This window comes from Vibrio sp. S457-15, assembly GCF_000960545.1.
GTDB classification, from domain to species: domain Bacteria; phylum Pseudomonadota; class Gammaproteobacteria; order Enterobacterales; family Vibrionaceae; genus Vibrio; species Vibrio parahaemolyticus.
Genome location: NZ_JYOQ01000129.1, coordinates 138,723 through 163,597 on the forward strand (window position 1 = coordinate 138,723; position 24,875 = coordinate 163,597).

At 43.3% G+C, this 24,875-nt stretch carries 20 protein-coding genes and 1 pseudogene; 18 read left to right on the top strand and 3 right to left on the bottom strand.

Translation table 11 applies throughout. The features are described from left to right. The first annotated feature begins 30 nt into the window (after positions 1-30). Together UF05_RS14320 and UF05_RS14325 are read left to right on the top strand one after the other, a co-directional pair. Positions 31-990 (top strand): GGDEF domain-containing response regulator, encoded by a 960-nt coding sequence (locus tag UF05_RS14320; RefSeq protein WP_005479359.1) that lies wholly within the window; start codon positions 31-33, stop codon positions 988-990. Beyond that, complete coding sequence (locus tag UF05_RS14325; RefSeq protein WP_045545401.1) at positions 987-1,976, top strand: Solitary outer membrane autotransporter beta-barrel domain; 990 nt, start codon at positions 987-989, stop codon at positions 1,974-1,976. The genes UF05_RS14320 and UF05_RS14325 overlap by 4 nt, the downstream gene beginning before the upstream one ends. 75 nt (positions 1,977-2,051) lie before the next feature. Here the strand turns inward: UF05_RS14325 and UF05_RS14330 are convergent, their stop codons facing one another. After that, on the bottom strand, positions 2,052-3,296 hold the full coding sequence (locus UF05_RS14330; protein WP_011106381.1) for a GGDEF domain-containing protein: 1,245 nt from the start codon (positions 3,294-3,296) through the stop codon (positions 2,052-2,054). 256 nt (positions 3,297-3,552) lie between these two features. Between UF05_RS14330 and UF05_RS14335 the strand changes: the two genes are divergently transcribed. From UF05_RS14335 to UF05_RS14375, 10 genes are all read left to right on the top strand, one after another. After that, entirely contained in the window at positions 3,553-3,921 is a 369-nt protein-coding gene (locus UF05_RS14335; RefSeq protein ID WP_005479403.1) for a late competence development ComFB family protein, read from the top strand. Between the two features lie 53 nt (positions 3,922-3,974). Continuing rightward, entirely contained in the window at positions 3,975-4,256 is a 282-nt protein-coding gene (locus UF05_RS14340; protein ID WP_005460998.1) for an HlyU family transcriptional regulator, read from the top strand. A gap of 433 nt (positions 4,257-4,689) precedes the next feature. Beyond that, on the top strand, positions 4,690-6,246 hold the full coding sequence (locus UF05_RS14345; RefSeq protein WP_045545402.1) for a Re/Si-specific NAD(P)(+) transhydrogenase subunit alpha: 1,557 nt from the start codon (positions 4,690-4,692) through the stop codon (positions 6,244-6,246). Between the two features lie 9 nt (positions 6,247-6,255). Continuing rightward, a complete protein-coding gene (pntB, locus tag UF05_RS14350) occupies positions 6,256-7,632 on the top strand; it encodes a Re/Si-specific NAD(P)(+) transhydrogenase subunit beta (RefSeq protein ID WP_045545403.1) in 1,377 nt (458 codons plus the stop codon). A 155-nt stretch (positions 7,633-7,787) separates the two neighbouring features. Continuing rightward, the gene (gene vxrA / locus UF05_RS14355) at positions 7,788-9,242 is read left to right on the top strand and encodes a sensor histidine kinase VxrA (RefSeq protein WP_029839387.1); all 1,455 of its coding nucleotides are present in this window, start codon (positions 7,788-7,790) and stop codon (positions 9,240-9,242) included. Further along, a complete protein-coding gene (gene vxrB, locus UF05_RS14360) occupies positions 9,217-9,879 on the top strand; it encodes a response regulator transcription factor VxrB (protein WP_005479407.1) in 663 nt (220 codons plus the stop codon). Before vxrA ends, vxrB begins: the two co-directional genes overlap by 26 nt. A gap of 6 nt (positions 9,880-9,885) precedes the next feature. Then, complete coding sequence (locus UF05_RS14365; RefSeq protein ID WP_005455351.1) at positions 9,886-10,767, top strand: DUF2861 family protein; 882 nt, start codon at positions 9,886-9,888, stop codon at positions 10,765-10,767. A gap of 60 nt (positions 10,768-10,827) precedes the next feature. Next, complete coding sequence (locus tag UF05_RS14370; RefSeq protein WP_005455289.1) at positions 10,828-11,949, top strand: conjugal transfer protein TraF; 1,122 nt, start codon at positions 10,828-10,830, stop codon at positions 11,947-11,949. Between the two features lie 43 nt (positions 11,950-11,992). Beyond that, positions 11,993-12,151 carry a YoaH family protein gene (locus UF05_RS24765; RefSeq protein ID WP_005479401.1) on the top strand — a complete coding sequence of 53 codons (159 nt, stop codon included), beginning with the start codon at positions 11,993-11,995 and terminating at the stop codon, positions 12,149-12,151. Between the two features lie 747 nt (positions 12,152-12,898). Further along, entirely contained in the window at positions 12,899-13,288 is a 390-nt protein-coding gene (locus UF05_RS14375) for a universal stress protein (protein ID WP_045545404.1), read from the top strand. Between the two features lie 48 nt (positions 13,289-13,336). Here the strand turns inward: UF05_RS14375 and UF05_RS14380 are convergent, their stop codons facing one another. Beyond that, positions 13,337-13,549, bottom strand: a complete 213-nt coding sequence (locus UF05_RS14380) for a hypothetical protein (protein WP_005479370.1) — start codon at positions 13,547-13,549, stop codon at positions 13,337-13,339. Between the two features lie 332 nt (positions 13,550-13,881). Further along, positions 13,882-14,112: pseudogene (locus tag UF05_RS26560) on the bottom strand (LysR family transcriptional regulator); the annotation flags it as partial. A gap of 1,531 nt (positions 14,113-15,643) precedes the next feature. Here UF05_RS26560 and UF05_RS14385 point away from each other — a divergent pair. The 6 genes from UF05_RS14385 to UF05_RS14410 all read left to right on the top strand — a co-directional run bounded on the left by UF05_RS14385 (position 15,644) and on the right by UF05_RS14410 (position 24,544). Further along, the gene (locus UF05_RS14385) at positions 15,644-17,104 is read left to right on the top strand and encodes a site-specific integrase (RefSeq protein ID WP_231583873.1); all 1,461 of its coding nucleotides are present in this window, start codon (positions 15,644-15,646) and stop codon (positions 17,102-17,104) included. Then, on the top strand, positions 17,088-18,731 hold the full coding sequence (locus UF05_RS14390; RefSeq protein WP_231583874.1) for a site-specific integrase: 1,644 nt from the start codon (positions 17,088-17,090) through the stop codon (positions 18,729-18,731). The genes UF05_RS14385 and UF05_RS14390 overlap by 17 nt, the downstream gene beginning before the upstream one ends. A 3-nt stretch (positions 18,732-18,734) precedes the next feature. Further along, on the top strand, positions 18,735-21,275 hold the full coding sequence (locus UF05_RS14395) for a hypothetical protein (RefSeq protein ID WP_045545405.1): 2,541 nt from the start codon (positions 18,735-18,737) through the stop codon (positions 21,273-21,275). After that, positions 21,268-21,765 carry a hypothetical protein gene (locus UF05_RS14400; protein ID WP_031829309.1) on the top strand — a complete coding sequence of 166 codons (498 nt, stop codon included), beginning with the start codon at positions 21,268-21,270 and terminating at the stop codon, positions 21,763-21,765. Before UF05_RS14395 ends, UF05_RS14400 begins: the two co-directional genes overlap by 8 nt. Continuing rightward, complete coding sequence (locus UF05_RS14405; protein WP_031829308.1) at positions 21,762-22,223, top strand: hypothetical protein; 462 nt, start codon at positions 21,762-21,764, stop codon at positions 22,221-22,223. The genes UF05_RS14400 and UF05_RS14405 overlap by 4 nt, the downstream gene beginning before the upstream one ends. A 128-nt stretch (positions 22,224-22,351) precedes the next feature. After that, positions 22,352-24,544 carry an AAA family ATPase gene (locus UF05_RS14410; protein ID WP_197065584.1) on the top strand — a complete coding sequence of 731 codons (2,193 nt, stop codon included), beginning with the start codon at positions 22,352-22,354 and terminating at the stop codon, positions 24,542-24,544. Positions 24,545-24,875 lie beyond the last annotated feature (331 nt).

Below are 24,875 nucleotides of genomic sequence, written 5' to 3' on the forward strand. Positions count from 1 at the left end.
TAATAAAGACAAATAAAAATGGAACGCGTTATGCAGCCTACAGGGACATCAATGCGTATTCTTCTGGTTGACGATGTTCAACTAGACAGAATGCAGTTGGCTATTCGTCTTAAACAGCTTGGACATATCGTCAAAGCCGTCGGTAGCGGTATAGAAGCTTTAAATACTTACGAGAGCTTTGACCCCGAACTGGTACTGCTTGATATTTCCATGCCTGAAATGAACGGTTTTGAAGTCTCCCTCCACGTTCGAGAAACTTTTCCAGACTGGATTCCTATCATTTTCTTAAGTAGTCATGAAGAACCTGAAATGATTGCGAAAGCGATCGATGCAGGCGGCGATGACTATTTGATTAAGCCAGTTGACAAACTCGTCCTGAACTCCAAACTCATAGCGATGCAGCGTATCGCGCATATGCGTCGAGAACTCAAACAAGCAACAGCCCAACTAGAGCAAGTCAACCAACTTCTTACTCAACAAGCCAACGAGGATGGACTGACCAAGCTTTTCAACCGCCGTTACATTGATCAAAAGTTAGATTCAATGGTGGCGTGGCATGGAAGGCACCATATGCCGATGGCGATGATACTCTTGGATGTCGATTTCTTTAAGCCATTTAATGATAACTATGGACACATAGAAGGTGACCGCTGTTTACAAGCGATTGCCAACCAGCTTAAAGCAACATTCTGTCGTTCTGGTGAATATGTTGGTCGTTATGGCGGAGAAGAGTTTGTGGTTTTACTCAGTAGCACGGACGCGCAAACGGCAGAAAGAGAAGCAGAGCGAATTCAAGAAGCGATGTACTTCCTTGACTATCAGCATGAGTTCTCAAGCGTTGCAAATAGAGTGACGGTGTCACAGGGTGTGTTTGTGTTCCAACCCACTGGAAAAGAGAATCAAGCAGATTTGTATGCCACGGCAGATAGGGCGCTTTATACTTCAAAATCGTTAGGTCGCAATACTTATACAATGGTAAACGCAAGTTGAAACAAGCTGTTATCAACAGTTACGCTGTAGCTACACTGTCACTTTTGTCCGCGGCTTCACAAGCCGAAACGCTTAATGATTTAATAGTCAAAGAATTTGAGTACAACTTTGCATTGAGTGTGGTTTTAACTGACACCGATGTATTTACATTTGGGTTTCATGATTTCGACCCTAACCAATACTTCAACTTAAGTAACGAAGATATTGGGACGGCAGACTCTTTGGAGCTGCGCAAAGAGATCAAAGAATTCACGTTACCTTACAGCTTTGACCTTGCCGAAAACGAAACTGAGAAACTAACGTATCGTTTTAATGGACGCTTTTATCTGTTGGGCATTGATCAAGATGTTTACTTCAATGAAGAACCTATTCCAGATCGAAGTAAAGAGCAGTTTATCGGTGGGTATAACGAGTTTGAAGTGGAAAAGCAGCTCACAGAACACTTTAGCTTAAGTGGTGCGCTAGGGGCTCACCTCATACATTATAAAACGGACTATACCTACCGAAGTGATGCAATTACGGCACTCCAACCTATCTTGGATGGTGCATTGATAAATACCAGCGCTTGGGCTTTGCTCGGACAGCTTAACGCCAAGTTAAAATATCTTGAGCAAGAATCATGGGGTAAATGGTATCTCTGGACATCGCCACATTACTTCTATGGAACCGGATGGGGTGAGGCAAATAACGGGAATGTAGGAAAGCCGGAAGGTTGGTATTGGGTAAATGGTGTCAAAGTCTTCTACGACGTCGCTCATATTGGTACGACCGTACAATCTTTCTATACCAGCTTTAGTCGAATCGATATTGGTGGCGATACGAGCGATCCGCTAAATACCACGAATTATTATGAAGGCAGTATTGGATGGTTGATGACTCCACCGTTTGAGTCCGATTGGATAGACAATATTGGTATCGGTTTAACCATCAATTATGGTAGTGATCTGAAAGGCGGCAGTTTGGTTCTGTTCTTTAATCAGGATTGACGAAACTTGCCGTTGAACTGTCTAAACAAAACGACCGCACTTATTTGAGTGCGGTCGTTGTATTTCTTTATCTGATTAGTTCTGATTTACTCTTGTGCAATTTCGACCTGCTTTTTTAGCTTTATACAATGCCGCATCCGCCAGTTTGATGACTTCAGCAGGTTCTCTTCCGTTTCTACTGTCTGCAGCACCAAAGCTCGCCGTGACGAATACCGATTCTCTTTGCATGTCTTCGGTACCTCGGTTTTGCTGGCCTTGCTTGTGATCGTCAGGGCGAGAGGCTTTGTCACGAAGGATCATTTCATATTCAGCGATAGCTTTACGAGCTTCTTCTATATATTGGCGACAATCTTCAACGTTTTTTCCCTTGAAGACCATGGTGAATTCTTCGCCGCCGAAGCGATAAACCTTTGCACCACCACGTGTTTTCATTAATCTTGAAGCCACCATTTTGAGCACATCATCGCCGATGTCATGCCCGTACGTGTCGTTAAATTTCTTGAAGTGGTCGACATCGAGCATTGCAATTGTGAATTTTCTGCCCATGTGTTTTAGATCTAAATCTAATGCTCTGCGGCTTGGAATCTGCGTTAGGCTGTCAGTAAAAGCAAGTTGGTGACTCGCCGAGGTCGAATAGATGATGATGAGCAGACCAGTAAGCGTAAACATGGTGCTGGAAATGTACTGCACATCAAAGAAGATGAATGTCGCGGAAGCTAAAGCCATTGCAGAATAGGTCATCGCATGGATGATTTTGTTGGTTTTCAGCAGCAGAATACCAAGAAAGCACACAATACCAACACAATACAAAACAAGAATAAACGGCAGCTTAGATACGCTAGGCACAATGAACAAAATGCCGCTGGTCCATTGCTCAAAGCCACCATCAACGTAATAAGCCAAGATGATGTAGGACCACAAGATGAACATCACCAGCATCAAAACATAGATGAACATGGCTTTTGAATCGAATCCATCTTTGTTGAACAGAAAGACCGTCAAAAAGGAGACAGGAAGCAGGGTAGCGAGAATAGTGAGTTCTAATAACGCGGTTCCGCTGTTTAGAGGGACTTGCAATCGATGCTGAATAACAAAGTATGCCACCAACATGGATAAGCAGACCATTGACTCTCTGCCTTGCTTAAAGGAGTAGCAAAGCACGAGCGCACAACCTAGCAAGATATAAGGTAGGTTTGCAGCAATACCCCAGTTGGATTGAGTCATCTGAATGATGTTGCCCATACCAACACTCACCATACCTAATAGTGCGATCGGGAATAAAAATCTAAAGCCTGATGACGTCATTAAAGATGAGGACATTTATTAAAAACTGCCTGCAAATAGTTGATTATATCTAGTATGTTACGTTAAGCATTCAATCAATACTGAGTAAGGTGAGTATTTGATTTTCCAGCTTTTTGATTTAAGAAGAATACGTGTATTTACGTATTTTCCCAAGTATTTTGGCTCGCATCGCAACAAAAAGAGAGAGATTGATTAAATTAAGAGCAATCAAAGAGTTGTTCAAAACGACCGGCTGCTATACTTGTTCACAATGAACATAGGAGAATCATCAATGCAGATCAGTTCTGACGTACATAACTATATGGAAACCCTCGTTGGTCAAGTGCTAAGTTCAGACCAATACACTTCTCAATTCGATAACGAGCAGTTGGCAGATATTGCCTGTCTCGCGCTGATTCAGCTTAAACCTGTTTATATTCGTCATGATATTGATTTTCTCTCTGCACTACCGGAAAGAAAACTCACTCAGTTCAAGCAAAGCGTGGATGTCGCGGTACACAATGCTGCCGCTATGATTTTAGAAGACAGGCGTAAGAATCGCGATAATGATGTGCCTGTCATTTTCTCTCATACTAGTTATGATGATGACAAAGAGCTGGACTGGTTTGAGAAACCAATCTTAAACGTCAACATTAGGTGATTGGCGTTTGCGCAAAACCGAAACAATAGAGTAATCGTACCCAAGGAGGAATCGTGGGATTCTTTTCACGCTTGTTTGGTGGCAGTGAAAAAACTGCCGAAGTAAAAACGATAGAGCCTGTCGAATACAAAGGCTTTCTGATCTATCAAGAGAGCATTTCAGAAGGCGGTCAATACAGAATCGCAGGGCGCATTGAAAAGTCCTACGATGGAGAAGTCAAAACGCATCGTTTCATTCGCTCTGATTTGCTCGCCTCTGAGGGAGATGCAAACGAGCTGATGTTGAAGAAATCTCAAATGTTTATCGATCAAATGGGCGACAAAATCTTCGATTAACAATTCGCTGCAACTTGATACGAATCATCTTAACGAGGGCCATTAGTGTATATGCTGATGGCTCTTTCTTTTTTTAGCTTAAATGTCTGTTAACTAAGTAGTTACGACGATCTGGTTAGACCTCGGTCTTGTGTGACAAAGCGTTGTTATTTTTCATGGTCAAAGCGAGAATCTTTGATTACTTAGCGTTATATGTAATGAAATTTAGTATTTAAATTACAAAACACTTGAAGTCATAACCCACGTTCGATACAAACAGAATAATAACAGGGCTGTTAGTCAAGGTGTTATTGTGCAAATGGGTGGCCCCAAACACCATCTTTCGTTTGCAATTGTCTTGCGTGGTAAACAGATAGAAATAAAAAAGAATTAGAGTAGAGCACAGCTCTGTTTTGGGACTAATTTATTGATATGTATACAAGGAGTATGCGTTTTGCAAATCGGTGTACCTAGAGAGATACTCGCGGGTGAATCGCGAGTGGCTGCATCGCCGAAGTCGGTTGAGCAGTTAATTAAATTGGGATTCGACGTCGTTATCGAATCTCAAGCGGGGGTGCTAGCAAGTTTCGATGATGCTGCTTATGAAGCTGCTGGAGCGAAAGTCGTTTCTAGTGACGAAGTATGGGCATCTGGTCTTATCTTAAAAGTGAATGCGCCAATCGTAGATGAAGAAAAAGGCATCGACGAAATCGCGTTACTACAGGATGGTGCAACACTTGTTAGCTTTATTTGGCCTGCTCAAAACGCAGAGTTGATGGAACAACTATCAAGTAAGAATATTAACGTTCTTGCTATGGATTCTGTTCCTCGAATCTCTCGTGCACAAGCCTTGGATGCACTTTCTTCAATGGCTAACATTGCCGGTTACCGCGCGGTAGTTGAAGCAGCGCATGAGTTTGGTCGCTTCTTTACTGGTCAAATTACGGCTGCAGGTAAAGTGCCACCAGCGAAAGTTTTGGTCGCTGGTGCTGGTGTAGCGGGTTTGGCTGCAATCGGTGCGGCTGGCAGTCTTGGCGCTATCGTTCGTGCGTTTGACGTTCGTCCAGAAGTAAAAGAACAAGTTGAGTCGATGGGTGCGGAGTTCCTGACCGTAGATTTCCAAGAAGACTCTGGTTCTGGTGACGGCTACGCAAAAGAAATGTCTGATGACTTCAATAAGAAAGCGGCAGAGCTATATGCAGAGCAAGCTAAAGACGTTGATATCATCATCACAACTGCATTAATCCCGGGCAGACCTGCTCCGAAGTTGATCACCAAAGAAATGGTCGATAGCATGAAAGCGGGTAGTGTGATTGTGGACTTGGCAGCCGCTAATGGTGGTAACTGTGCATACACAGTGAAAGACCAAGTTATCATGACAGACAACGGCGTAAAAATTGTTGGTTACACCGACATGGTCGGCCGTTTGCCAACGCAATCTTCCCAGCTTTACGCAACCAACCTTGTAAACCTTCTTAAACTGCTTTGTAAAGAAAAAGACGGCAACATCAATATTGATTTCGAAGATGTAGTTCTTCGTGGTGTTACTGTTATTAAAGAAGGCGAAATCACTTGGCCTGCGCCACCAATTCAAGTATCGGCTCAGCCTCAAGCTAAGCAAGCTCAACCCGTTAAGAAAGAGCCAAAAGTTGAAGAACCAACTTCTCCGACTAAAAAGTTGATTGGTCTTGTTGCAGCCGTTGGCGCATTTGCTTGGATTGCATCTGTAGCACCTGCTGCGTTCCTTTCTCACTTTACCGTGTTTGTTCTTGCGTGTGTGGTGGGTTACTACGTAGTTTGGAACGTAACACATGCTCTGCATACGCCACTAATGTCTGTAACGAATGCTATCTCGGGCATTATTGTGGTTGGAGCGTTGTTGCAAATCGGACAAGGAAACGGGGTTGTATCATTCCTATCCTTTATTGCTGTATTGATTGCAAGTATCAATATATTTGGTGGTTTCACCGTAACCAAGCGCATGCTTGAAATGTTCCGCAAAGATAAATAAGGAGTCACAATGTCTGCAGGATTAGTACAAGCAGCTTACATTGTTGCTGCATTATTTTTCATCATGAGTTTGGCGGGGCTGTCTAAGCAAGAGTCCGCACGTAACGGTAACTACTACGGTATCGCGGGTATGGCGATCGCGTTGATCGCAACGATCTTTAGCCCAGATGCTCAAGGGTTTGGTTGGATCATTATCGCGATGGCGATCGGTGGTGCGATCGGTATTTTCTACGCCAAGAAAGTAGAGATGACCGAAATGCCAGAACTGGTTGCTATTCTACATAGCTTTGTAGGTTTGGCGGCGGTACTTGTTGGTTACAATAGCTACTTAGACGCACCAGAAGCTGCAACGCATGCAGAGCATGTTATCCACCTTGTCGAAGTTTTCCTTGGTGTATTCATTGGTGCTGTAACGTTCACAGGTTCTATTGTTGCGTTTGGTAAGTTACGTGGTGTGATTTCATCGTCTCCACTGAACCTTCCTCACAAGCACAAAATGAATCTGGCTGCGATCGTAGTTTCAACGCTTCTAATGATCTACTTCGTAAAAGCAGATGGCAGCATGTTCGCGCTTATCGTGATGACGTTAATTGCGTTCGCGTTTGGTTACCACCTAGTCGCATCCATTGGTGGTGCGGATATGCCAGTTGTTGTTTCTATGCTTAACTCGTACTCAGGTTGGGCAGCGGCAGCAGCAGGTTTCATGCTTGCAAACGACCTATTGATCGTAACAGGTGCTTTGGTTGGTTCTTCAGGTGCAATTCTGTCATACATCATGTGTAAAGCGATGAACCGCTCGTTTATCAGTGTTATTGCTGGTGGTTTTGGTCAAGAGATTATCATTTCAAGTGATGAAGAGCAGGGCGAACACCGTGAAACCACTGCTGAAGAAGTGGCTGAAATGCTGAAAAACTCGAAGTCAGTAATCATCACTCCGGGATACGGCATGGCAGTAGCGCAAGCGCAGTACCCGGTGCATGAAATTACTGATGCACTTCGTTCACAAGGTATTGAAGTTCGTTTTGGTATTCACCCTGTCGCGGGTCGTCTGCCTGGTCACATGAACGTGCTACTTGCAGAAGCGAAAGTACCATACGACATCGTTCTGGAGATGGAAGAAATCAATGATGATTTCTCAGAAACAGATACGGTTCTGGTTATTGGTGCGAACGACACTGTAAACCCAGCAGCGCTAGAAGATCCGAACAGTCCGATTGCTGGCATGCCTGTATTGGAAGTGTGGAACGCGAAAAACGTCATCGTATTCAAGCGTTCAATGAATACTGGTTACGCGGGCGTTCAGAACCCACTGTTCTTTAAAGAAAACACTTCGATGCTGTTTGGCGACGCTAAAGAAAGCGTAGAGGCGATTTTTAAAGCGTTGTAATCGAAATTGTTTTAAAACTATACAGGGTCAGCACTTGCTGGCCCTTTTTTGTTCCGTTTCAATGTTATAGTAATGCAAATCCTTAAGTTAGCTAATGTCAATTGCTTGTAGATTGATGTATAGTTTTCGCTAATGAAACAAGTAACGGTAACAGTTTGATTAAACAGTTTTTGCTCGGTTTTGCATCAATATTGCCACTATTCTCGGCACCTGCATTATCCGATTCACTACCAGAACGCATAGATACGTTTACAGAGCTATTTAACTATGAAGTGGCTCTTAAATCGTATGATATACGTATTCTGCAATCAAATTACCCTACGAAGTTGCTTTCACCTGATTCGTTGCTTCCTCAAACTTCGGACTATCCTTTGAAGGATATTCAGCAGCTCTACAGCTTGGCGAATACATGTCGAGGAAAATTACCACTCAGCCCTCTAATTACTGAGCCTCTAGTATTTACTCGTGCTATTTGTAAAGGCACGCAGCTAACGCCGCGCTGGTTCTCGCGTAGTGGATTAATTCACCCGGGTGGCGGTACTTACGCGGCGCGCTATGTAGAAAAGTATCCCGAGTTGCGTCCTAAACTTGCTCAGTACATGCACATTAAAGAGCGTGATAACGAAGAAGGTGACGAGCTACTAGAAAGCTTGCAAAACATGGACGATGACGCCATTAATGCTCTAATTGCAGGAGCAAGTATGTTTATTGAAGGCAAGGAAATGTGGCTTCGTCGTGGAGACCGTTACTTCGTATTTTCCAAAGATGTTTGGCAAGAAAACGTCGCGAATGCGGGTCTTTCTTATACATTAGCGTCACAAAGCAAAAGCTGTTTCGTAAAACGAGGCAACATATGTTGGGATGTAGAAGATCACTCGCAAGTATTGCGGATCAGTATGATCATCCTTGTCATTGCAAACATCTTGCTTGTCATTGGCTGGGCGGTGTACCGTTGGAACAGTAAGCGTGAAGAACTTCGTAGCCGTATGCTGGTCTTACAGATCTTAACGCATGAGCTTCGAACGCCAATTGCTTCACTATCGCTAACCGTCGAAGGATTTAGACGAGAATTTGAGCACTTACCTGAAAGTGTGTATGACGAATTCCGAAGATTATGTGAAGATACTCGCCGATTGCGTCAATTGGCGGAGGCAAGTAAAGATTATTTGCAATCTGATAACCAAATGCTTGCAACAGATTGGGTTCCATCTGTAGCAGAATGGCTAGAATATAAGATTGAAGAAGAATTTGATAACGCTGTGCTTTTCAACATCAACGAAGATGTAGCGGCAAAGGTTAACGTTTACTGGCTTGGAACATGTATCGATAACTTATTGCGAAACGCACTTAAGTATGGCGTTCCACCGGTTGAACTGAACGTTCAAACCAGTAAAGAAAAAATCGTATTCCAAGTCCGAGATGCCGGTGATTTGACTTCTAAAGACTGGGCAAATTTGAGAAAACCGTTCGTAAGTAAGAGCGGGTTAGGACTTGGATTAACAATCGTTGAATCTATGGTAGGCCGCATGGGCGGAAAAATGTCCCTAATGGGACCACCTACAACCTTTATATTGGAGATACCTTGTGAAACAGACACTGCTTCTCGTTGAGGACGATAAAAACTTGGCTGATGGCCTGTTAGTAAGCCTGGAACAAGCAGGATATGAGTGTTTACATGTGGAGCGTATTGCCGACGTCGAACCTCAGTGGAAAAAAGCGGATCTTGTCATCCTAGATCGCCAGCTACCTGACGGTGACTCCGTACAACATCTCCCTGAATGGAAGAAAATTAAAGACGTTCCAGTTATCTTGTTAACGGCTCTTGTTACCGTTAAAGATAAGGTAGCTGGTTTAGACTCTGGTGCAAATGACTATCTTACAAAACCGTTTGCAGAAGCTGAATTGTTCGCGCGTATTCGTGCTCAATTGCGTGCGCCTGACTCTGCTGATCAAGCTAATGCAGATAAAGTGATGACGAAAGATCTGGAGATCGATCGCGCAACACGTGAAGTTATCTTCAAAGGTGATTTGATCACGTTAACTCGTACTGAGTTTGATTTGCTTCTGTTCTTGGCGTCAAACCTAGGCCGCGTTTTCACTCGTGATGAACTACTAGACCACGTATGGGGTTACAACCATTTCCCAACAACACGTACTGTAGATACCCACGTACTTCAACTTCGTCAGAAATTGCCAGGCCTTGAAATCGAAACGCTTCGTGGCGTAGGCTACAAGATGAAAGCATAATCGATAATGAAAACGCTACTCCCTGTAGTTCTCTCGTTAGCGTTAGTGAAACCAGTCCAAGCGATGGACTGGTTTCAAACCAATACGCCACTGACACAAGCTCATCAACACCTGCTTGAAGATGACCTCGCAGGGATGTTCAACTCGTTGGTTGAGTTATGGCAAACAGAGCCAAGCAAAGATCTAACTCCTCATCTCAATGACTTACTCGGTCAATCTCTTTCGAAAAATTGTGGCAAATCACTGACAGGTGTTACCTTGCCTGATTGGATCAGTGGCGTAAACGTGATTCGTCAAACTATCCAAAGCCCGGGGCGCGATACTTTCCGTTTGGTGATTAAACTTAGAGCGACAACAGATATTGAGGACATATCGTTTCGTCGTTGGGTTGATGAATCTATCTCTGGTGACAGCTCTTTCAGTTATGAAGAGCAAGCTGATGGGACAGAAATTGCAAACGAACGCAGTTTTCTCAAGCGATACAACCTCACAGGTAAACTGGAAGCCGGTTTGTATCACTTGTCCGTTGTATCTAAAGATAAACAAGTTTACCGAACTTGGGTGATACTCGGAGACTCAAACTCCTCCCAATATGTACGCTGGACATCAAAAGAGAACTGGAAAGTAGAAAAGAGTGCACTTCGCAATCCTCATTGCCCATTACCTCAATTAGAAGTCGGTCTGTACGACTATGTGGATGGCCAGTATGAGCAGATGTGGAAGAAAACCTACGAATCTAATTACCCAAACTCACTTGAATTAGCTGGTGTACCAAACGATAGATATGTTTTAGCGGTAAGTATCAACAGTAGACGTTGGCAAGGGGACATAATTGTTGAGCAAGCTCAAACAATCAGCCGTACTTATGATCTTTCTCAGGAAGAATAATTAAAGAAATAACATTTGTGCCGATATAAGTTCAGGAAGAACTAAAAACACAAGTGTAGTATGAAAACCCAATTCAAAATTTTAGCCACCACCATCACAGCATCACTATTTGCGAATGTCGCGTCTGCTGCGACTTATGCTATTGAAGCACGTAGCGATGCAATGGGTGGTGTTGGTACCGTTTCTGCCTCTTATCTGACCGCTCCATTTTTCAACCCTGCGTTGACTGCAATCTACCGCCGCAATGACGACGCGGGTATGATCATTCCAAGTTTCGGTATAAGTTATGACGATCAATATGATCTTATTGACGAAATCGAGCGCATTAGTAAGCTGACCGATGTTGATGAGATCAAAAAATCCATGGACGCTATTGACGGCAAAAAAATGGATTTTGACTTAGGTGGTGTCGTTGCCGTTGGTATTCCAAATAAATTCTTATCAGCAACTGTCTACGGAAAACTCTACACAGAGTCATTTGTTCAACCTAATGTTGATACATCAGGTGTCGATCCACTGACAGACAGCTATGTTCAAGGTGTTTCGATTGGCGTAGCGGAGGCGGGGGTGTCTCTTGCCAAGTACACTAACTTTATGAATCAGCATCTTTCTTTTGGTATCACCCCAAAACTGCAGCGTATCTATACATATTCTTATGCGACCAGCTTTAAAAACTTTGATACGAAAGATCTCCGTGAACACGAAACTGCTGAAACTATGTTTAACTTAGATGCTGGTGCACTTTGGTTCTTCGGCCCATATCGTTTGGGTATCTCGGCTAAAAACTTGATTGGAAGAGACGTGAAAACCAAATCGTTCCAGTACAATACTGATACGATTCAGTCATACGAATACAGTATGAGACCTGTTTACACTGTAGGTGCGGGTATCGTTGCAGACTACTTTACCATGAGCGTCGACTACGACTTAAATGAAGAGAAACGCTTTTCCTCATTTGATGACAACACCCAAATGATTCGAGCTGGCTTCGAAATAGACATTTTGCGCCAAATGGCACTACGAGGTGGCTATATGAAAAACCTTGCTAGAAGTAATGATGAAGGGACGATTACGGCTGGTATAGGCTTATCGCCATTGAACTTGATTGAATTAGATATTGCTGCGAGATACACAAACGAAAATGCAATGGGCGCATCCATTAATTTTCTTGCGACCTATTAACTGAATCGTTATAGTCGGCTCCTCACATTGAGGAGCCTTTTTTATGTTTGACGATTTACCACCTATATCGCACAAAGAGCAGCAAGAAGCTGTAGAACGAATTCAAGAATTGATGGCAAAGGGCACAAGTACAGCCGAAGCGATCAAAATCGTGGCAGACCAGATTCGCGCAGAATACGCAGCCAAACAACAAGGCAGTTAATAGAAGAAGCAGGGCACAGACCCTGCTTTTTTTACCCCTTTCTTAATCCATTTCCCATCAAACAATTTAAGTCATTCAGTTACCGCGTAACACAACCTTCTTAACTACAGCAGTAAAAGAGGCCAACCATTTAGACGAAAGCAATAGGTAAAATTTTACCAACTCATCTTTATCCATAAACATGCTTCAGTGGTGATTTTATGGTTGTTCAGGTTAATCTTGGTTAAATCTGATATTAATCAGTGAGTTATCGTAGGATTATTTGCTTTCTTAAGATTGATGAGTAATTTGTATGTAATTAAATTACACAGTAGCCATTAAGGGGGAACAATTGGCCAGTATAATGTGTTGAATTTTTCATTTAGATACAGTGTCACAAAATCAAATTAGATGCTTATATATACTTCCATGTAAAGACAGTAAGTACTTGCAGACGGTGTATCAGAACTGCTTATCCAGGGGCTACATCATTAAAATTGCGGCAGAGTTTTTGATGATCTTTAATCTAGATTTTCAGAGCGCTTAGAGGCAGGAGCCACTACGGACTTAGTTTTACAGCATCGCTTACAAGTAAACTTAAGTTACGGCGTAATGTTTAGTGAGAGGCTTAGGGGTATATGTTCGAACAGCTGAGCTCTTAGAGATGGGGATTTGGATGTTTTCATTTATATATCGGCGGGTAAGCCGATGTTTAGTGTATTCGATAAGCTAGACTAAAAGTAGTACCATTCTAAATAGGAGAACGTAATGAGTTATGGACATATTTTGGTTGCGGTAGACCTTACTGATTCCAGCAAAAAAGTCATCGATAAAGCAGTTTCTTTAGCGAAAGATGAAAAAAGTAAGCTTTCCTTAGTCTATGTAGATGTCGATAAGATTATTCTAGAGTTGAAAGAAGAACGAAAGTTGCAGAATGCATTACAAAAGCTTGCTGACGAGTGTGATTACGAAGTCCATGACAGTAAGGTTGTGGTTGGTGATCTTCACATCAAGATCTCCGGAATTGCGAAGGAAGTAGGGATAGATCTCGTTGTATGTGGCCATCATCATAGCTTGTTGAGTCGTTTCTTTTCTTCTGTCCCTAAGCTTGCGAACGCCATAGAAGCTGATTTGCTAGTCGTGTACTTAGATGATTAAACAATGATGAATAAAAGCCGAACCAAAGGCTAGTTCGGCTTATATCGTTTATCGAGTTAACGAGAATGGCTTTTTGGACAAAACAGAAACGGATTCAGCATTTGAAGCCATGTCAAAATGTACGTTAACTTGGACGCCTTCTCGCTCAAAAGTTACATCGTCAAAATCTGTCATGGCGATTTTGAACCCGTTCTTTGCAAAAAGGCCAGTAACCATGGTGCGCTGTTTAATTTCTAAAGCGGACGCCAGTAATTTATCCATAGCCAATATCCTTGTTTTTATGGGGGTCACAAACACCATACCGCTCGCAGATTATGAAATCAATTGATTATTGGGCTGTACTAGATTTATGTTTTAGTTAAAGTCAATTGATGCACTATTTAACGTGATATGCATTCATTAGAAGCATTTCCGAGGATATGTTTTACCACGATCTCTGTGACGCAAAGCATCATTCCTCTATTGAGATAATTGAATTGACAATCTTGCTAACACAATTTGTTACAAATTAACTTTATTTTTGAGTGTTATTTGTCATTTTTCGGCTGACCTCAAATGAGTGAGTCCAACTGGATGTGACTCCGTAATTATAGTTATTTTTCACCTAATATCGCTGTGAGCTCTAACCTTATGAAAGATGAAATTTCTGCCAGCTTTCTCGGTAATGGATTTTGATAGGGGTAGGCGACATACATTGACTTTTCTGTGCTGGATGTATGGGTAACTTTTAAAAGTTCTTGATGACTACTGCCTTTTAATAGGTAGTTGGGTATTACGCCTAATCCCACACCTTGCTCAACAAAGTTCAATAAAATTGATGTATTCAATTTGAGGTTTTGGGTGACTGCGTTTATCAGGTTACTTGGGAAGACACTAAGCGGAACATGTATGCAGTAAATCTTTGGAACGTTCACACAGGGCTTCAATGGTAAGTGTTGTTGACTTGATATGTAAGCTTACTTACACTTGATTTGAATTTGGACTTTTTTGGTCCAAAACCTCTGAAGTGAGTGTGATCACCTCAGAGGATTGGAGGTTTAGCGCTTGCTCTTAAGCGCAAGGATTAGTGTTGCTAGTGAACCAATAATAGCTGCAACACCTTGGAGCGTATCCGGATCCATAAGGTCTCCTTATTGTGAAGAATGAAAGCCCTGAGTTGCAGCTCGGGGCTTTTTTATTTACGAGATAAGAATCTCGTCGTTTTCAATCATCTCACTGAAATAGCGAATCTGGCAAGACCGCCCAAAATTTAATTTATTAACTTGATTTTGAGATGTTATCTAATGGGGAACTTAAAAGGATTAACTCAGAAGCTTTTAATAACCTTACAGCCTTAGTGCGCATTATATGTGTTATGTTAAATATGTCGGGTTTTAAGTTAGGTTCATGAGGAGTCAAAGATCAACGACTTAGCGCCTCTCTAAGCCCTTACCAACTTTATGTGATGGGTTTATGATAACTTCATACATTGGAGTTTTGGGTTTTTGTTAGGTTCATGTAATTCTGTATATTTAACAGTATTCTTGATTTACCATAAAATAGGTAATTAACACCTTACTTTAAGGTACTGCTGCAAATGGTCAGTTTGCCTTGCCCTTCAAGTTCAGTACTTATTACCAAGAGCTACAGAAAACAAGCTCTGCAAGCACATTGCTTTGCTGCTATAGATTAAACAAAGCACACGAGCAACACCGATGTATTGTTTTTGTTTAGCTCTGATTCAGTTTTACTGCACGTATAGTGATTTCTCGACATTTTATAATGCATCCCTAAGAATGTTCTGACCTCAAAAGCCAAATTTTAATATGTGGACACCCACATCCAACCAATACACTGCAAATACGAAAACTCACGTTATCTGCAATCCTAAAGGCATAACTCTGCTTAAAGCCAACGCTCTTTCGAATAAATTGTTTAGGTTCGAGTGCGTAAACAATGCAAATAACGATGTAACTCTAATCTCTGTGTCTATTTAATATTTTCGCCTTGTTACATATAAAAACTCACGTCCAATTAGCACATTTAACCATTACGCTGTCACAAAATTTAGCTATAGTGCCACATAATACTCTGTATATAGGGATTTGGCGGGCTATAAATTTGCAATGATTGCTAATTTTGGGTTTATATACTTATCGTATATTTTGTTGAAGCAATCTGTGGAGGATTTAGTACATGCATAAGGAGGAGAACTGTGACGGTGATTTTTGCTGGCTTTGAGGTGGTTGGAAGTTAAGAGTCACATTATTTTGGTGACAAAACATAGATTTTAAACTAAATATTTTGAGGGCTTTCGTTAGGTTCATGACATACACCAACTTACATATCTCAAGGAACGGACAGCGAACTCATGTCATGGTTGATGACGAGACCACCCTACCATCCATGTTCCTTACAATTTATGGATTGAACAAGCTAAGTAAGAAACGTTTAGGTACTCAGGAAAACATCTTGAGCTCGTTGCGATTCTTCTATGTGTATTATTACAAGAAGCACAAGCGGACATTTGATTACGACTTTTACCTGAAGAAATACAACATTGCTTATTTTATTGATGAGCTAGATGGCTTCTTCAACTACCTGCTTGGCAAGCAGCACCTCAACAACGAGAAAGATATCCTTGGGCTTGGGTTCTTGCACTCAGCAATCTCCAAGAACAATAAGATCACCTATGGCGGTCATGTAAGAAGTATTGGGAAGTATTTTAAATACCTCAACTATCGGTATATGAATGTCCGTTTTCAGGATATGTCGCCAAGTGAAGCCCATAAGATCCACGAGGCGAATCGCCTAAACCTTAAAGACAAGATAAAGGTCTTCAATAAGGTTGAAGTGTCGAAGGAAGAGCCAGCCAGTCGATATAAGAGTATTACTGATAGTCAGAATATTGAGCTGAACAACATGCTTCTCCCCTCCACTCCTGAGTTCACCGACGTGGATACAGGGGAAGTTTATGAGGCTGTAATTAACCCACAGAATCCATTTAAAGAAGGGTTCGAGCAATACCGCAATTACATCATTCACAGGCTGATGTACAACTACGGTTTGCGTGTTGGTGAAACACAGTTATTGACGAAGGATTGCATTGGGCCATCGTTGCCTGATTCACGGGGCAACATTCATTACATCATGGTCGTGCAAAACTTGCCTGATAACGTTGATGACCCTAGGAAAAGGCCGCCTTCACTGAAGACCTTGCATTCTCAGCGGCGAATTGAACTGACTGAAGATGACTACACGATGATTTCGATTTATATCGAGAGTTTCCGTGATCCGCTATTCATTGAAAAAGGCTTTGATGACCATGGCATCCTGTTTATCAAAGGAACAGGTAAGTTAACTCCGTTAACTTACGATGCAATCAGGACTTTTTATAAGAAAAAGGTAGATCCGACTTTTATCAAACTTCACCCCTACTACCGTACCGTGAAGAATAAGTACATCGACTACATGGTGACCCTAACTCCACACGTTGGGCGTCATACTTGGGCTTATATAACGCTTGAGTACATCTATAACGCACTCCTAAAGGAGTCAGTGATGATGGCAAAAGACTTTGGCATTAGAGCAAGGATGAATGGAGAGCTTGATGCTGCCGTAGAGCAACTCCGCGCCTTAGGTGGATGGTCGGTTACAAGTAATATGCCTTTAATGTACGCCAAGCGATTTATCGAGCTGGTTGCCAACCAAGCTAACCTTGGCAGAACAATCCGTTCTGACCAATATATGGTTGTTCCTGAAGCGAAAGCCATAAACGAAGTGACAGAATACACCTACAACGTATTAGAAGATGATGGGTATGATGAATTCCTATAGCGCTGTTATGCGGGACCAAATTCAAACGGAACAGTCGACTCCCCTGTTCACTCATGAGCAACTCAACTGGATTAAATCAACTGAGTTGCCTAGCAGGGTTTTCCTGAAAAGTGCCACAGAGTTTGATGATCATTTTTTGTATCTTCATAACGATTGGCGCTTCCGGTATTCAGGAGAAAACAAGAGCATCCCTTTCTCTAAAGGTAAGAATTTCAAAAAGTTGCATCCTGAAACAATCAAGCTGATTAAGATTATCTCACTCAAGTATATTGAGGAAAACTCAGCTTCTGTTGTTGACGACTTTGCTATTGGCTTAGCAATGACGTTTGCTGACATCAGTTCTGTCACGCGTGACAACCTGCTTGCCAAATTATACGCCCTTGTTGCCAAGGTAAAAAGGAAACATGCAGATAACAAGCAGTTTTACTTCACGCTGTTTGCTTTGCGTAAACTTGACCGTCTGAAGTTTTTTAAAAGCACGGACGGCAAGGAAGATTTGGAAGAGCTTTTGCTGGAGCTACCACGACCGAGGAACGGCAATTGGAGTGTTTACCAAAACCTAGACATGGTAATTCCTGAAGAAGTGTGCCTAATGATCGAAAATGGTATACAGCGTTGGGCGTCTTACTTGACCCCTTCACTGAAGACCAAGGACGAGAAAATTGCTCAATTAAAGAAAATCAAAAATGTCCTAAACCTTGATGAGTTGCGTGACTGTGTAATTACAGGGATCGTTTATTATGTTGGGTCGAGACCAGTTCAGCTTGATAAGATGGCAGGAGGTGATTTTGTTATTGACACCAAGAATGAACATGGGAGCCGCTTCTCCATTCTTATCCCCTATGCCAAGAAATCAAAGCTAACCATTGAGCGGATTCGAGTAGCTATCCCTGAGGAGCTTGGGAAGCTAGTCATGCTTTACATGCGCCTTGCTAATATTGGCAAGGAAGATGCCCTGCTACAAAAAAAATCGACTTCTAATAAGCCAGTTAATGACGCTATTAAGCGAATGCTTCTACTATTCTCTCCCAAAGAAATTCAAAAAGCAGTGGAAAATAAAGACTACAAGCTGCCTGTCTATACAGCTAGTCTTTTTCGCCACAATGTTGGTCATTCTATGGCGATGAATGGTGCAAGCGCCACCGAGATTGCTTACATTTTGGGGCATTCATCTGTTGTTGTCGCTGAACGTTATATTGCTGCTACTCCAGACATGGCTGATATCCGTGAACAGGCTCTAGGTCGTAACCCGGTATTCAAGAACATGATTGTGCTTATGCTAACTGGAAACCTTGTACACAGCAGTAAATGGACAGGTCGCAGGGTCGCTGGTTCAATCGGTGGAAAACTCCATCACCACCTTGGCGGTTGTGATTATGAAGAGGATATCTGCCCCTTCTCTCAAGGCCGTGCCTGCTATGGCTGCTTATACTTTAAGCCCTTCACTGACGGTAAACATCACGATGTCCTTGACTCGTTCAATGATGAGCTAGCAGAAGTCCGCAATGTGGCGGACGACACTGCTGTAGTTAATCACCCTTTGCTTAAGGAACTGACTCGCCGTAAGCAACATGTAATTCAAGTTATCGCTCGCATTGAAATGGCTGCAACACAGGAAGGAAAGTAATACATGCTTGAGCAAATGAAGAACTTAAATGCTTATGTCGAGAAGTTTCGCGGTAAGTTTAACGAGCGTCTTATTGCCTACAATGCTGAAGGCAAGATGGACTGGGACGCAGGTTCTTGGCATTTTGGTGAGAAAGGCGTCGCATGGCTTAAGGAGACCAAAGACCATGCCTTTAAGTTCGATGAAATCAGCAGCCGAACTAGAGGTCTTTCAAAAATGGAAATCTCCAAAGAGTATCAAGGCTTTATGCGTGCTTACCAAATGCTAATGGTGACCTCAAGTGATTCACTTGTCTCCGGGTCTACATTGGATAAGCCATTGCAGGTAATGAAACGCTGGTATTGGGAAATGGTCACACAAACGGGTCAGACTCACCCTATGTACCTTACAGCCGACATCATTCATGCTGCCATGGATCGTCACAAGGAGAACACTAAGAGCGCACCTAATCTAAGTGATTATTGTGATGTAGCCGTAACTGCTATCAAGAGGCTGCGCAGGTATAACCTATTCCTAGTGAATATTGAGGTTGAGAACAAGCACCCCTATCGCAACCAATCCAACGGCACCAAAGAAAGGCGTAAGGCTGAACAAGCAGATCCAGATAAAACAGACGATAAAAAGCTGATCTCAATCCGTGCATTCATGTGTGTCATTGAACTAATAGCATTAGCTGAAAATGACTATCAGCGTGTGTTTTACAATATGCTACTGCTCGCAATCATCTGTGGCTTCCGCTTCCAAGAAATGATGCTGATGAATATGGATTCATTAGTCAAGAGAGATATTACTGATGAAGACAAGCGACAGCACGCAATCGATCAAGGTTGGCCTACCTACAAACTAGGTATTGAATACCTTGGTGCTAAGCAAGCTGGTTGGCGAATTCACTGGTTGGCACCATCTACTTACCCTGTAGTTGAGGCTATCTACAAATCAATGGAAGAACTTACGGCTGAATTCCGAGAAACTCTAAAAGGTTTCAGGGAGTCCAATTTCACCAATATGCTGCCAAGCAAGATCACAGAGCTTCCTGATGAGTGGGTTGAGTGTCGTGAGCTGGAAGGCGTCATGTTCACTGGTTCTGGTGGTTCCCGTAAAGACCTTGGCAAGAGTATCAGAACATCTATCAAGGCGTTTTCTGGGCATGAACCGAAGGTCATCCCTGTTCATAAGCAACGAAAAGATTGGTATTACACCAAGGAACAGTTGAATGATTACGTCTACCAACGTTACGCCCAAACCAAAAACTTTGAAGACGGGCATCAGTGTGTCATTTCAGCCAAGAATGGCGGCGACTGGGAGCATTTCAACTATGAGGATTTGATGTTCATTGTGCCTGAGGGCAGCTTTGGAATCGACAACGACTTCGTTTCTTTGATGCACCTTGTACCACTGGATGAGCACTCAGTTGAGGCATGGCTTGGCGGTGCCAAAAACAGGAAGTCTATCTTCGATTATTACAACCTGTTTGAAGATGATGGTTCTCGTATCAACATCAAAAAGAATGTTCCAAGGCATAACATCAACACCTTCTTGGCAATTGCTGGAGTTACCGACCATATCCAAGCTATCTTGATGGGACGTGTTGATATTACCCAGAACAAGCATTATCAGCACCAAGCCGAATCTCAGTCATACCAAACGGCTTCCCTAGCTGTTACTTCGCTGGAAAAGGCTTATGAGGAGAACAAGAAATCCCTAACAAAAGATGAACAGTTACCCCTGTTTACTGATGGAGAACCGACCCCACAGCCAAAACCGGAGGTGCCTGTAGCGCCAAAAACTGAGGCTAGTCGCCGTATGGCTGCTTTGGCGAAGTCAGTCAAAAGTCAGAAGAATACAGGTGTTGCCAACGTCAAAGCATCAGCTTCGATAATGGTCGATCCCAAGCTCAGTATGGAGCACAACCTCAAGCAGAATATGCAGACTTTTGGTGAGACAACCGACGAAATAGCCCACTACTTCGAAGGTGCAATGTCTGACAACTTCTTGCCTGATTTGAAAAGTGCTCACGACAAGTTGCTGAAGCAAAATCTGGCCGCTAAAGCCAAGGAATTACTGGAACGTCATGCCAAACTGCACCCTCTAGGGTTTGGTGCCTGCACAAGAGATGTGGGTCGCTGGGGCTGCCCTCACGCGATGAAATGCCAGTCTGGTGTACCTTGTGGCTACTTCTCCCTTACAGGTCGTATGGGCGAAACTGATGAGGTCTCACGGCGTTTAAAGGCTAAGAAGGGAGAAGTCATAGACCTTCGTAAGCTCTACGAAGAAAACCCTTCGTTCAAGTTGGCTCTAAATGAACAGGAAGAAGCATTGATAGTGTTCGAGGCACTTGAAAGTAAGGCTGTCGATGCTCTGAATGCTAAGAAACTAGTGTCCCTTCTATCGGAAGATAAATATAACCCTCTCGGTAAAATCATCGAGCGGATTAATGAACAAATGTTAATTGGTAAAACACCGAAAACTCTTGCTGACCTGTTCTTCATTGAGCAAAAACGAATGGAAAGAGATGCAGCGAATGAGGAAGGAAACAATGGCTAAGACACCACGCAGTCGTAATGTCGATGACAAAGTTATTCAGGGAAAAGAGCTTGATGCTTACATCAAGGCTGAGCTGCAAGCCATGGTACGTGAGGGGCTTGAGCAGTCCCCCATTCAGCCATCGACAGTACACGCTAGACTAAAGGCAAAAGGCATCATTAAAGGCGGCATCAGCACCCTGAGTTCCCGCAGAGAGATGATCAATGAATACAAACTTCGCCAGCATAACAACCATGAGGATGGCAAGCGTGAGCTAACCCCAGAAGAGAAAGCCATGTTGTCTGAGGGGCGAACTGGTGCTGCCTACATCAGTAAGGCAAATCGCCTCGATGCAGAGCTTGATGATTTTAAAGCTAAGTATGAGAGAAACATTTTGGCAGTTGCTGACATCATTGAGTACGTGGACAACGCCACTACTTTGAATGTTGAAGACCTTCTAGCAGATGACCTGATTCGGGAATTGACAGAGCGGAAAAGGAACGGCAAATGAGCAAGAAAAATCAAGGGAATGAACAGGATAAGAAGCTAACCCCTGCCGAAAAAACTTTGGAAAAACTGAGGGTTTGGATTAGGGATCAGACTCGTGAATCCATTATGGAGCTTGATAACAACGGCAAGGTTAACAGACAAAAATTTAAAGCGCAGTCTGGGGTTAATTCACGAGCAGTCACAGGCCAAAACCCGAAGGCAACCAAGATGCTGAGGCGTATGGAGCTGAAGTGGCGCAAAGCTGGCTGGCTTTCAGAGGTAGTCGAAGGCACCAGTTCTGGTAAAAGCAATAATTCTGGCTCTGGGGAGTCTGAATTCCTTGATCCTAGAGATGCTGAAATTGCACGCCTTAACGGGGAAATCAGTAAGTTGAAACAGCATCTCTATCAAAAAGATATTCAGCTTAAGCGGTTCGATGAGTTCAAGGATGTCCTCTACCGAGAAGGATTCTTTTCATGACCGGAATACCTAAGAATATTCCGTATTCAGCAGATAAACCGTTCGTTAGTGGCAATGTTCGTATGTATTTTCGGATCACCTACGTCCATTATGATGAGCGAAATAATAAATGCTTTATGCGTGGGACGGTGAACAAGCGTGACAAACGGAATAAGCACACTGCTATATCACAGGTAAAGGTTAATACGACCTGTTTTGGGCTACCTTCAATCCCTGCTAAAGGAGAATACTGGCAAGCCTATGGTCAGATTGAATACTACACCGAGGTGAAATACAACTCGGTTAAGCACATCTTCCACTACAAAGAGCCTCAATGCCTTGAGTTTATGATGCCTAACACTCTGGAAGAGGTAACAGAGTTCGTTTCCAAATCGGATGACTTTCCAATGATTGGGGCGTCACGGTTATTCAACATCTGGGATAAGTACGAAAATGAAGCTCTGAAAATCATCTTGGATGGTGATATCGCGAAATTAACCGCTGTTGATTTGGTGTCAGAAGAAAACGCCATAACGCTTATAGAGGGCTTCAAGAAGTACGAAAACCTCAAGTATGCACCGTGGTTTGCCAAGCATCGAATCCCCCCAATGATTCAGCACAACTTCTTCAAAATGACGGCTGTAATGGAGCTTCAGGATGGTGAGGAAACCAAGGAAGTGAAGATGCCGCCCCCGCCAGAGGTTATCTCTGATAATCCATACCAGCTCACCTGCTTGGGGATGAAGTTTGCTGACATCGATAAAATGGCGCTATCAACCTTCAACAAGCCTCTGGATGATAAAAACCGTTTGGTCGCCGCAGTAAACCAAGTGCTCTCAGAGGATGTAGTGCCACGGGGCCGTACCTTTGCTTACCATTCTCAAATCATTGCCCGTATAGCAAAGGTACTGGATAGCACTGAGTTGGCCGAACAAGCCTTGGTGCAGTCGGAAAAGATGCTGAACTTCCGACGTGGTGAGAATGGCACATACCACCATGGTTCCCTTTACCTGATGGAGTGCCTTATTGCAGAGCGATTCAGCACTCTCTTAAAGCGTAAGTCAGAATGGACTGATGAGCACCCGATAAAGATTAATACCGCCATGGCAGAGGTTCCTTTCCGCCTTGCCCCCAAGCAGGTTGAAGCTATCTTTTCCGCCTTGGAAAACGAGGTTTCCATCATCTCGGGAGGCGCTGGTACGGGTAAAACGACGGTACTGAGAACGGTTCTGAGGGCTTTTGAAAAGCTAGGTTACACCATCCATGGCATCGCATTATCTGGGCGAGCAGCATTGCGATTGTTCGAGTCCATAAGGATTCCGACCAAGACCATTACACGATTCTTGGGTGATCCTGACCTTCGCAGTGAAGATGCGGAAGGCAACCCACTGAAGCACCTAGTGGTTATTGATGAATCTTCGATGGTAGATACGCTAAATATGAGCCGGATCGTCACCCACACCAGTCCTGAGGTACGGTTCTTGATTGTTGGTGATGATGAGCAACTTGCACCTATTGGTGCAGGCAAGATTCTCTATGACCTTATCCAATCTCGTGTTGTGCCATGTGTTGAGCTTGACCAAGTCCAACGTCAGGATGAAAGTACTGGTATTCCTGAATACTCGCGAGTTATCAGGAGTGGCAAGGTTCCAGATGAGCTTTCATTCCTGAATGTCAGATTCCATGAGTGCCGCGAAGCTGACATCGTTGATAAGTGTATCGAGATTTACCAGCACAACCGTGGTCGAAGCCAGATGATATCTGCAACCCGCAAGACTACATGGGCGTTAAACGCCAATTGTCAGGCATTGTTCAATGCTCATTCGCCAACGCTCACCTATGAGTACGTTGGGCGCACCATTGAATCGGGCTTCCGTCAGTTTGATCCGGTAATCTTCACGAAGAACCACATCAAGTTGGGCATCCAGAATGGGTTACTAGGTGGCCTAAGCTCTATTCAATGGGATGACGCTGGTTATGGAGGTGTGAAAACCCTTGAGGCAGAAGAGCTGATACCACTGAGTCCGCAGCTTATTACAGAGCTACAGTTGGCATATAGCATCACTCTGCATAAAGCCCAAGGCTCACAGTTCCCTGTGGTTATCGTTGCACTGGACAACAGTAGCTTGATTGACAGGTCATGGCTCTACACTGCCATCACCCGAGCAGAAGTGGAGGTTCATATTGTTGGCACCAAGGCCAAGTTCATTCAAGCTGTGACGGGAGGTAACAAAGGCCACAGACGCCAAACTTACCTCCAAGAGCTTATCCATAGGTCTTTAAAGCGCATTAAGCGTAAGAAAATGGTGCGCCAGACAGTGAAGCGTATCCATGCCGCATAGCGGCATATAAGGGCGAAAAGAACACTAAGGGGTCACTGAACGTGAATCCGCCCGAGACCCAGCGAAGCTGATGTACACTACCTCTCTGGCAGTGTTAGTGCGCAGCATGCGCCCCCCTGCAAAGCCGCTCTTTACAGACCTTCAGCAACTAACAGTGCTAGTTATTGTCGGTGATGACCCAGCAGAGTGTTGATTGACTCACCAAGCCAGCTGAACTTCAAACCAAAACCGCCGAGTGTAACACGTCACCTTGGTACCTTTGTGTGCCCCGCCGATTAAGTGGACATTAAGGTATCCTCGTCAATACCTTAATGTTCACTTAGTTAATGAC

Excerpts from the sequence above, each read along its gene's own strand:
- UF05_RS14320 (WP_005479359.1), top strand. The coding sequence starts at position 31 with ATGCAGCCTACAGGGACATCAATGCGTATTCTTCTGGTTGACGATGTT.
- UF05_RS14335 (WP_005479403.1), top strand. The coding sequence starts at position 3,553 with ATGCAGATCAGTTCTGACGTACATAACTATATGGAAACCCTCGTTGGT.
- UF05_RS14390 (WP_231583874.1), top strand. The coding sequence starts at position 17,088 with ATGATGAATTCCTATAGCGCTGTTATGCGGGACCAAATTCAAACGGAA.
- UF05_RS14395 (WP_045545405.1), top strand. The coding sequence starts at position 18,735 with ATGCTTGAGCAAATGAAGAACTTAAATGCTTATGTCGAGAAGTTTCGC.
- UF05_RS14330 (WP_011106381.1), bottom strand. The coding sequence starts at position 3,296 with ATGTCCTCATCTTTAATGACGTCATCAGGCTTTAGATTTTTATTCCCG.
- UF05_RS14380 (WP_005479370.1), bottom strand. The coding sequence starts at position 13,549 with ATGGATAAATTACTGGCGTCCGCTTTAGAAATTAAACAGCGCACCATG.
- UF05_RS14400 (WP_031829309.1), top strand. The coding sequence starts at position 21,268 with ATGGCTAAGACACCACGCAGTCGTAATGTCGATGACAAAGTTATTCAG.
- pntB (WP_045545403.1), top strand. The coding sequence starts at position 6,256 with ATGTCTGCAGGATTAGTACAAGCAGCTTACATTGTTGCTGCATTATTT.
- UF05_RS14385 (WP_231583873.1), top strand. The coding sequence starts at position 15,644 with ATGGTTGATGACGAGACCACCCTACCATCCATGTTCCTTACAATTTAT.
- UF05_RS24765 (WP_005479401.1), top strand. The coding sequence starts at position 11,993 with ATGTTTGACGATTTACCACCTATATCGCACAAAGAGCAGCAAGAAGCT.
- UF05_RS14365 (WP_005455351.1), top strand. The coding sequence starts at position 9,886 with ATGAAAACGCTACTCCCTGTAGTTCTCTCGTTAGCGTTAGTGAAACCA.
- UF05_RS14375 (WP_045545404.1), top strand. The coding sequence starts at position 12,899 with ATGAGTTATGGACATATTTTGGTTGCGGTAGACCTTACTGATTCCAGC.
- UF05_RS14370 (WP_005455289.1), top strand. The coding sequence starts at position 10,828 with ATGAAAACCCAATTCAAAATTTTAGCCACCACCATCACAGCATCACTA.
- UF05_RS14405 (WP_031829308.1), top strand. The coding sequence starts at position 21,762 with ATGAGCAAGAAAAATCAAGGGAATGAACAGGATAAGAAGCTAACCCCT.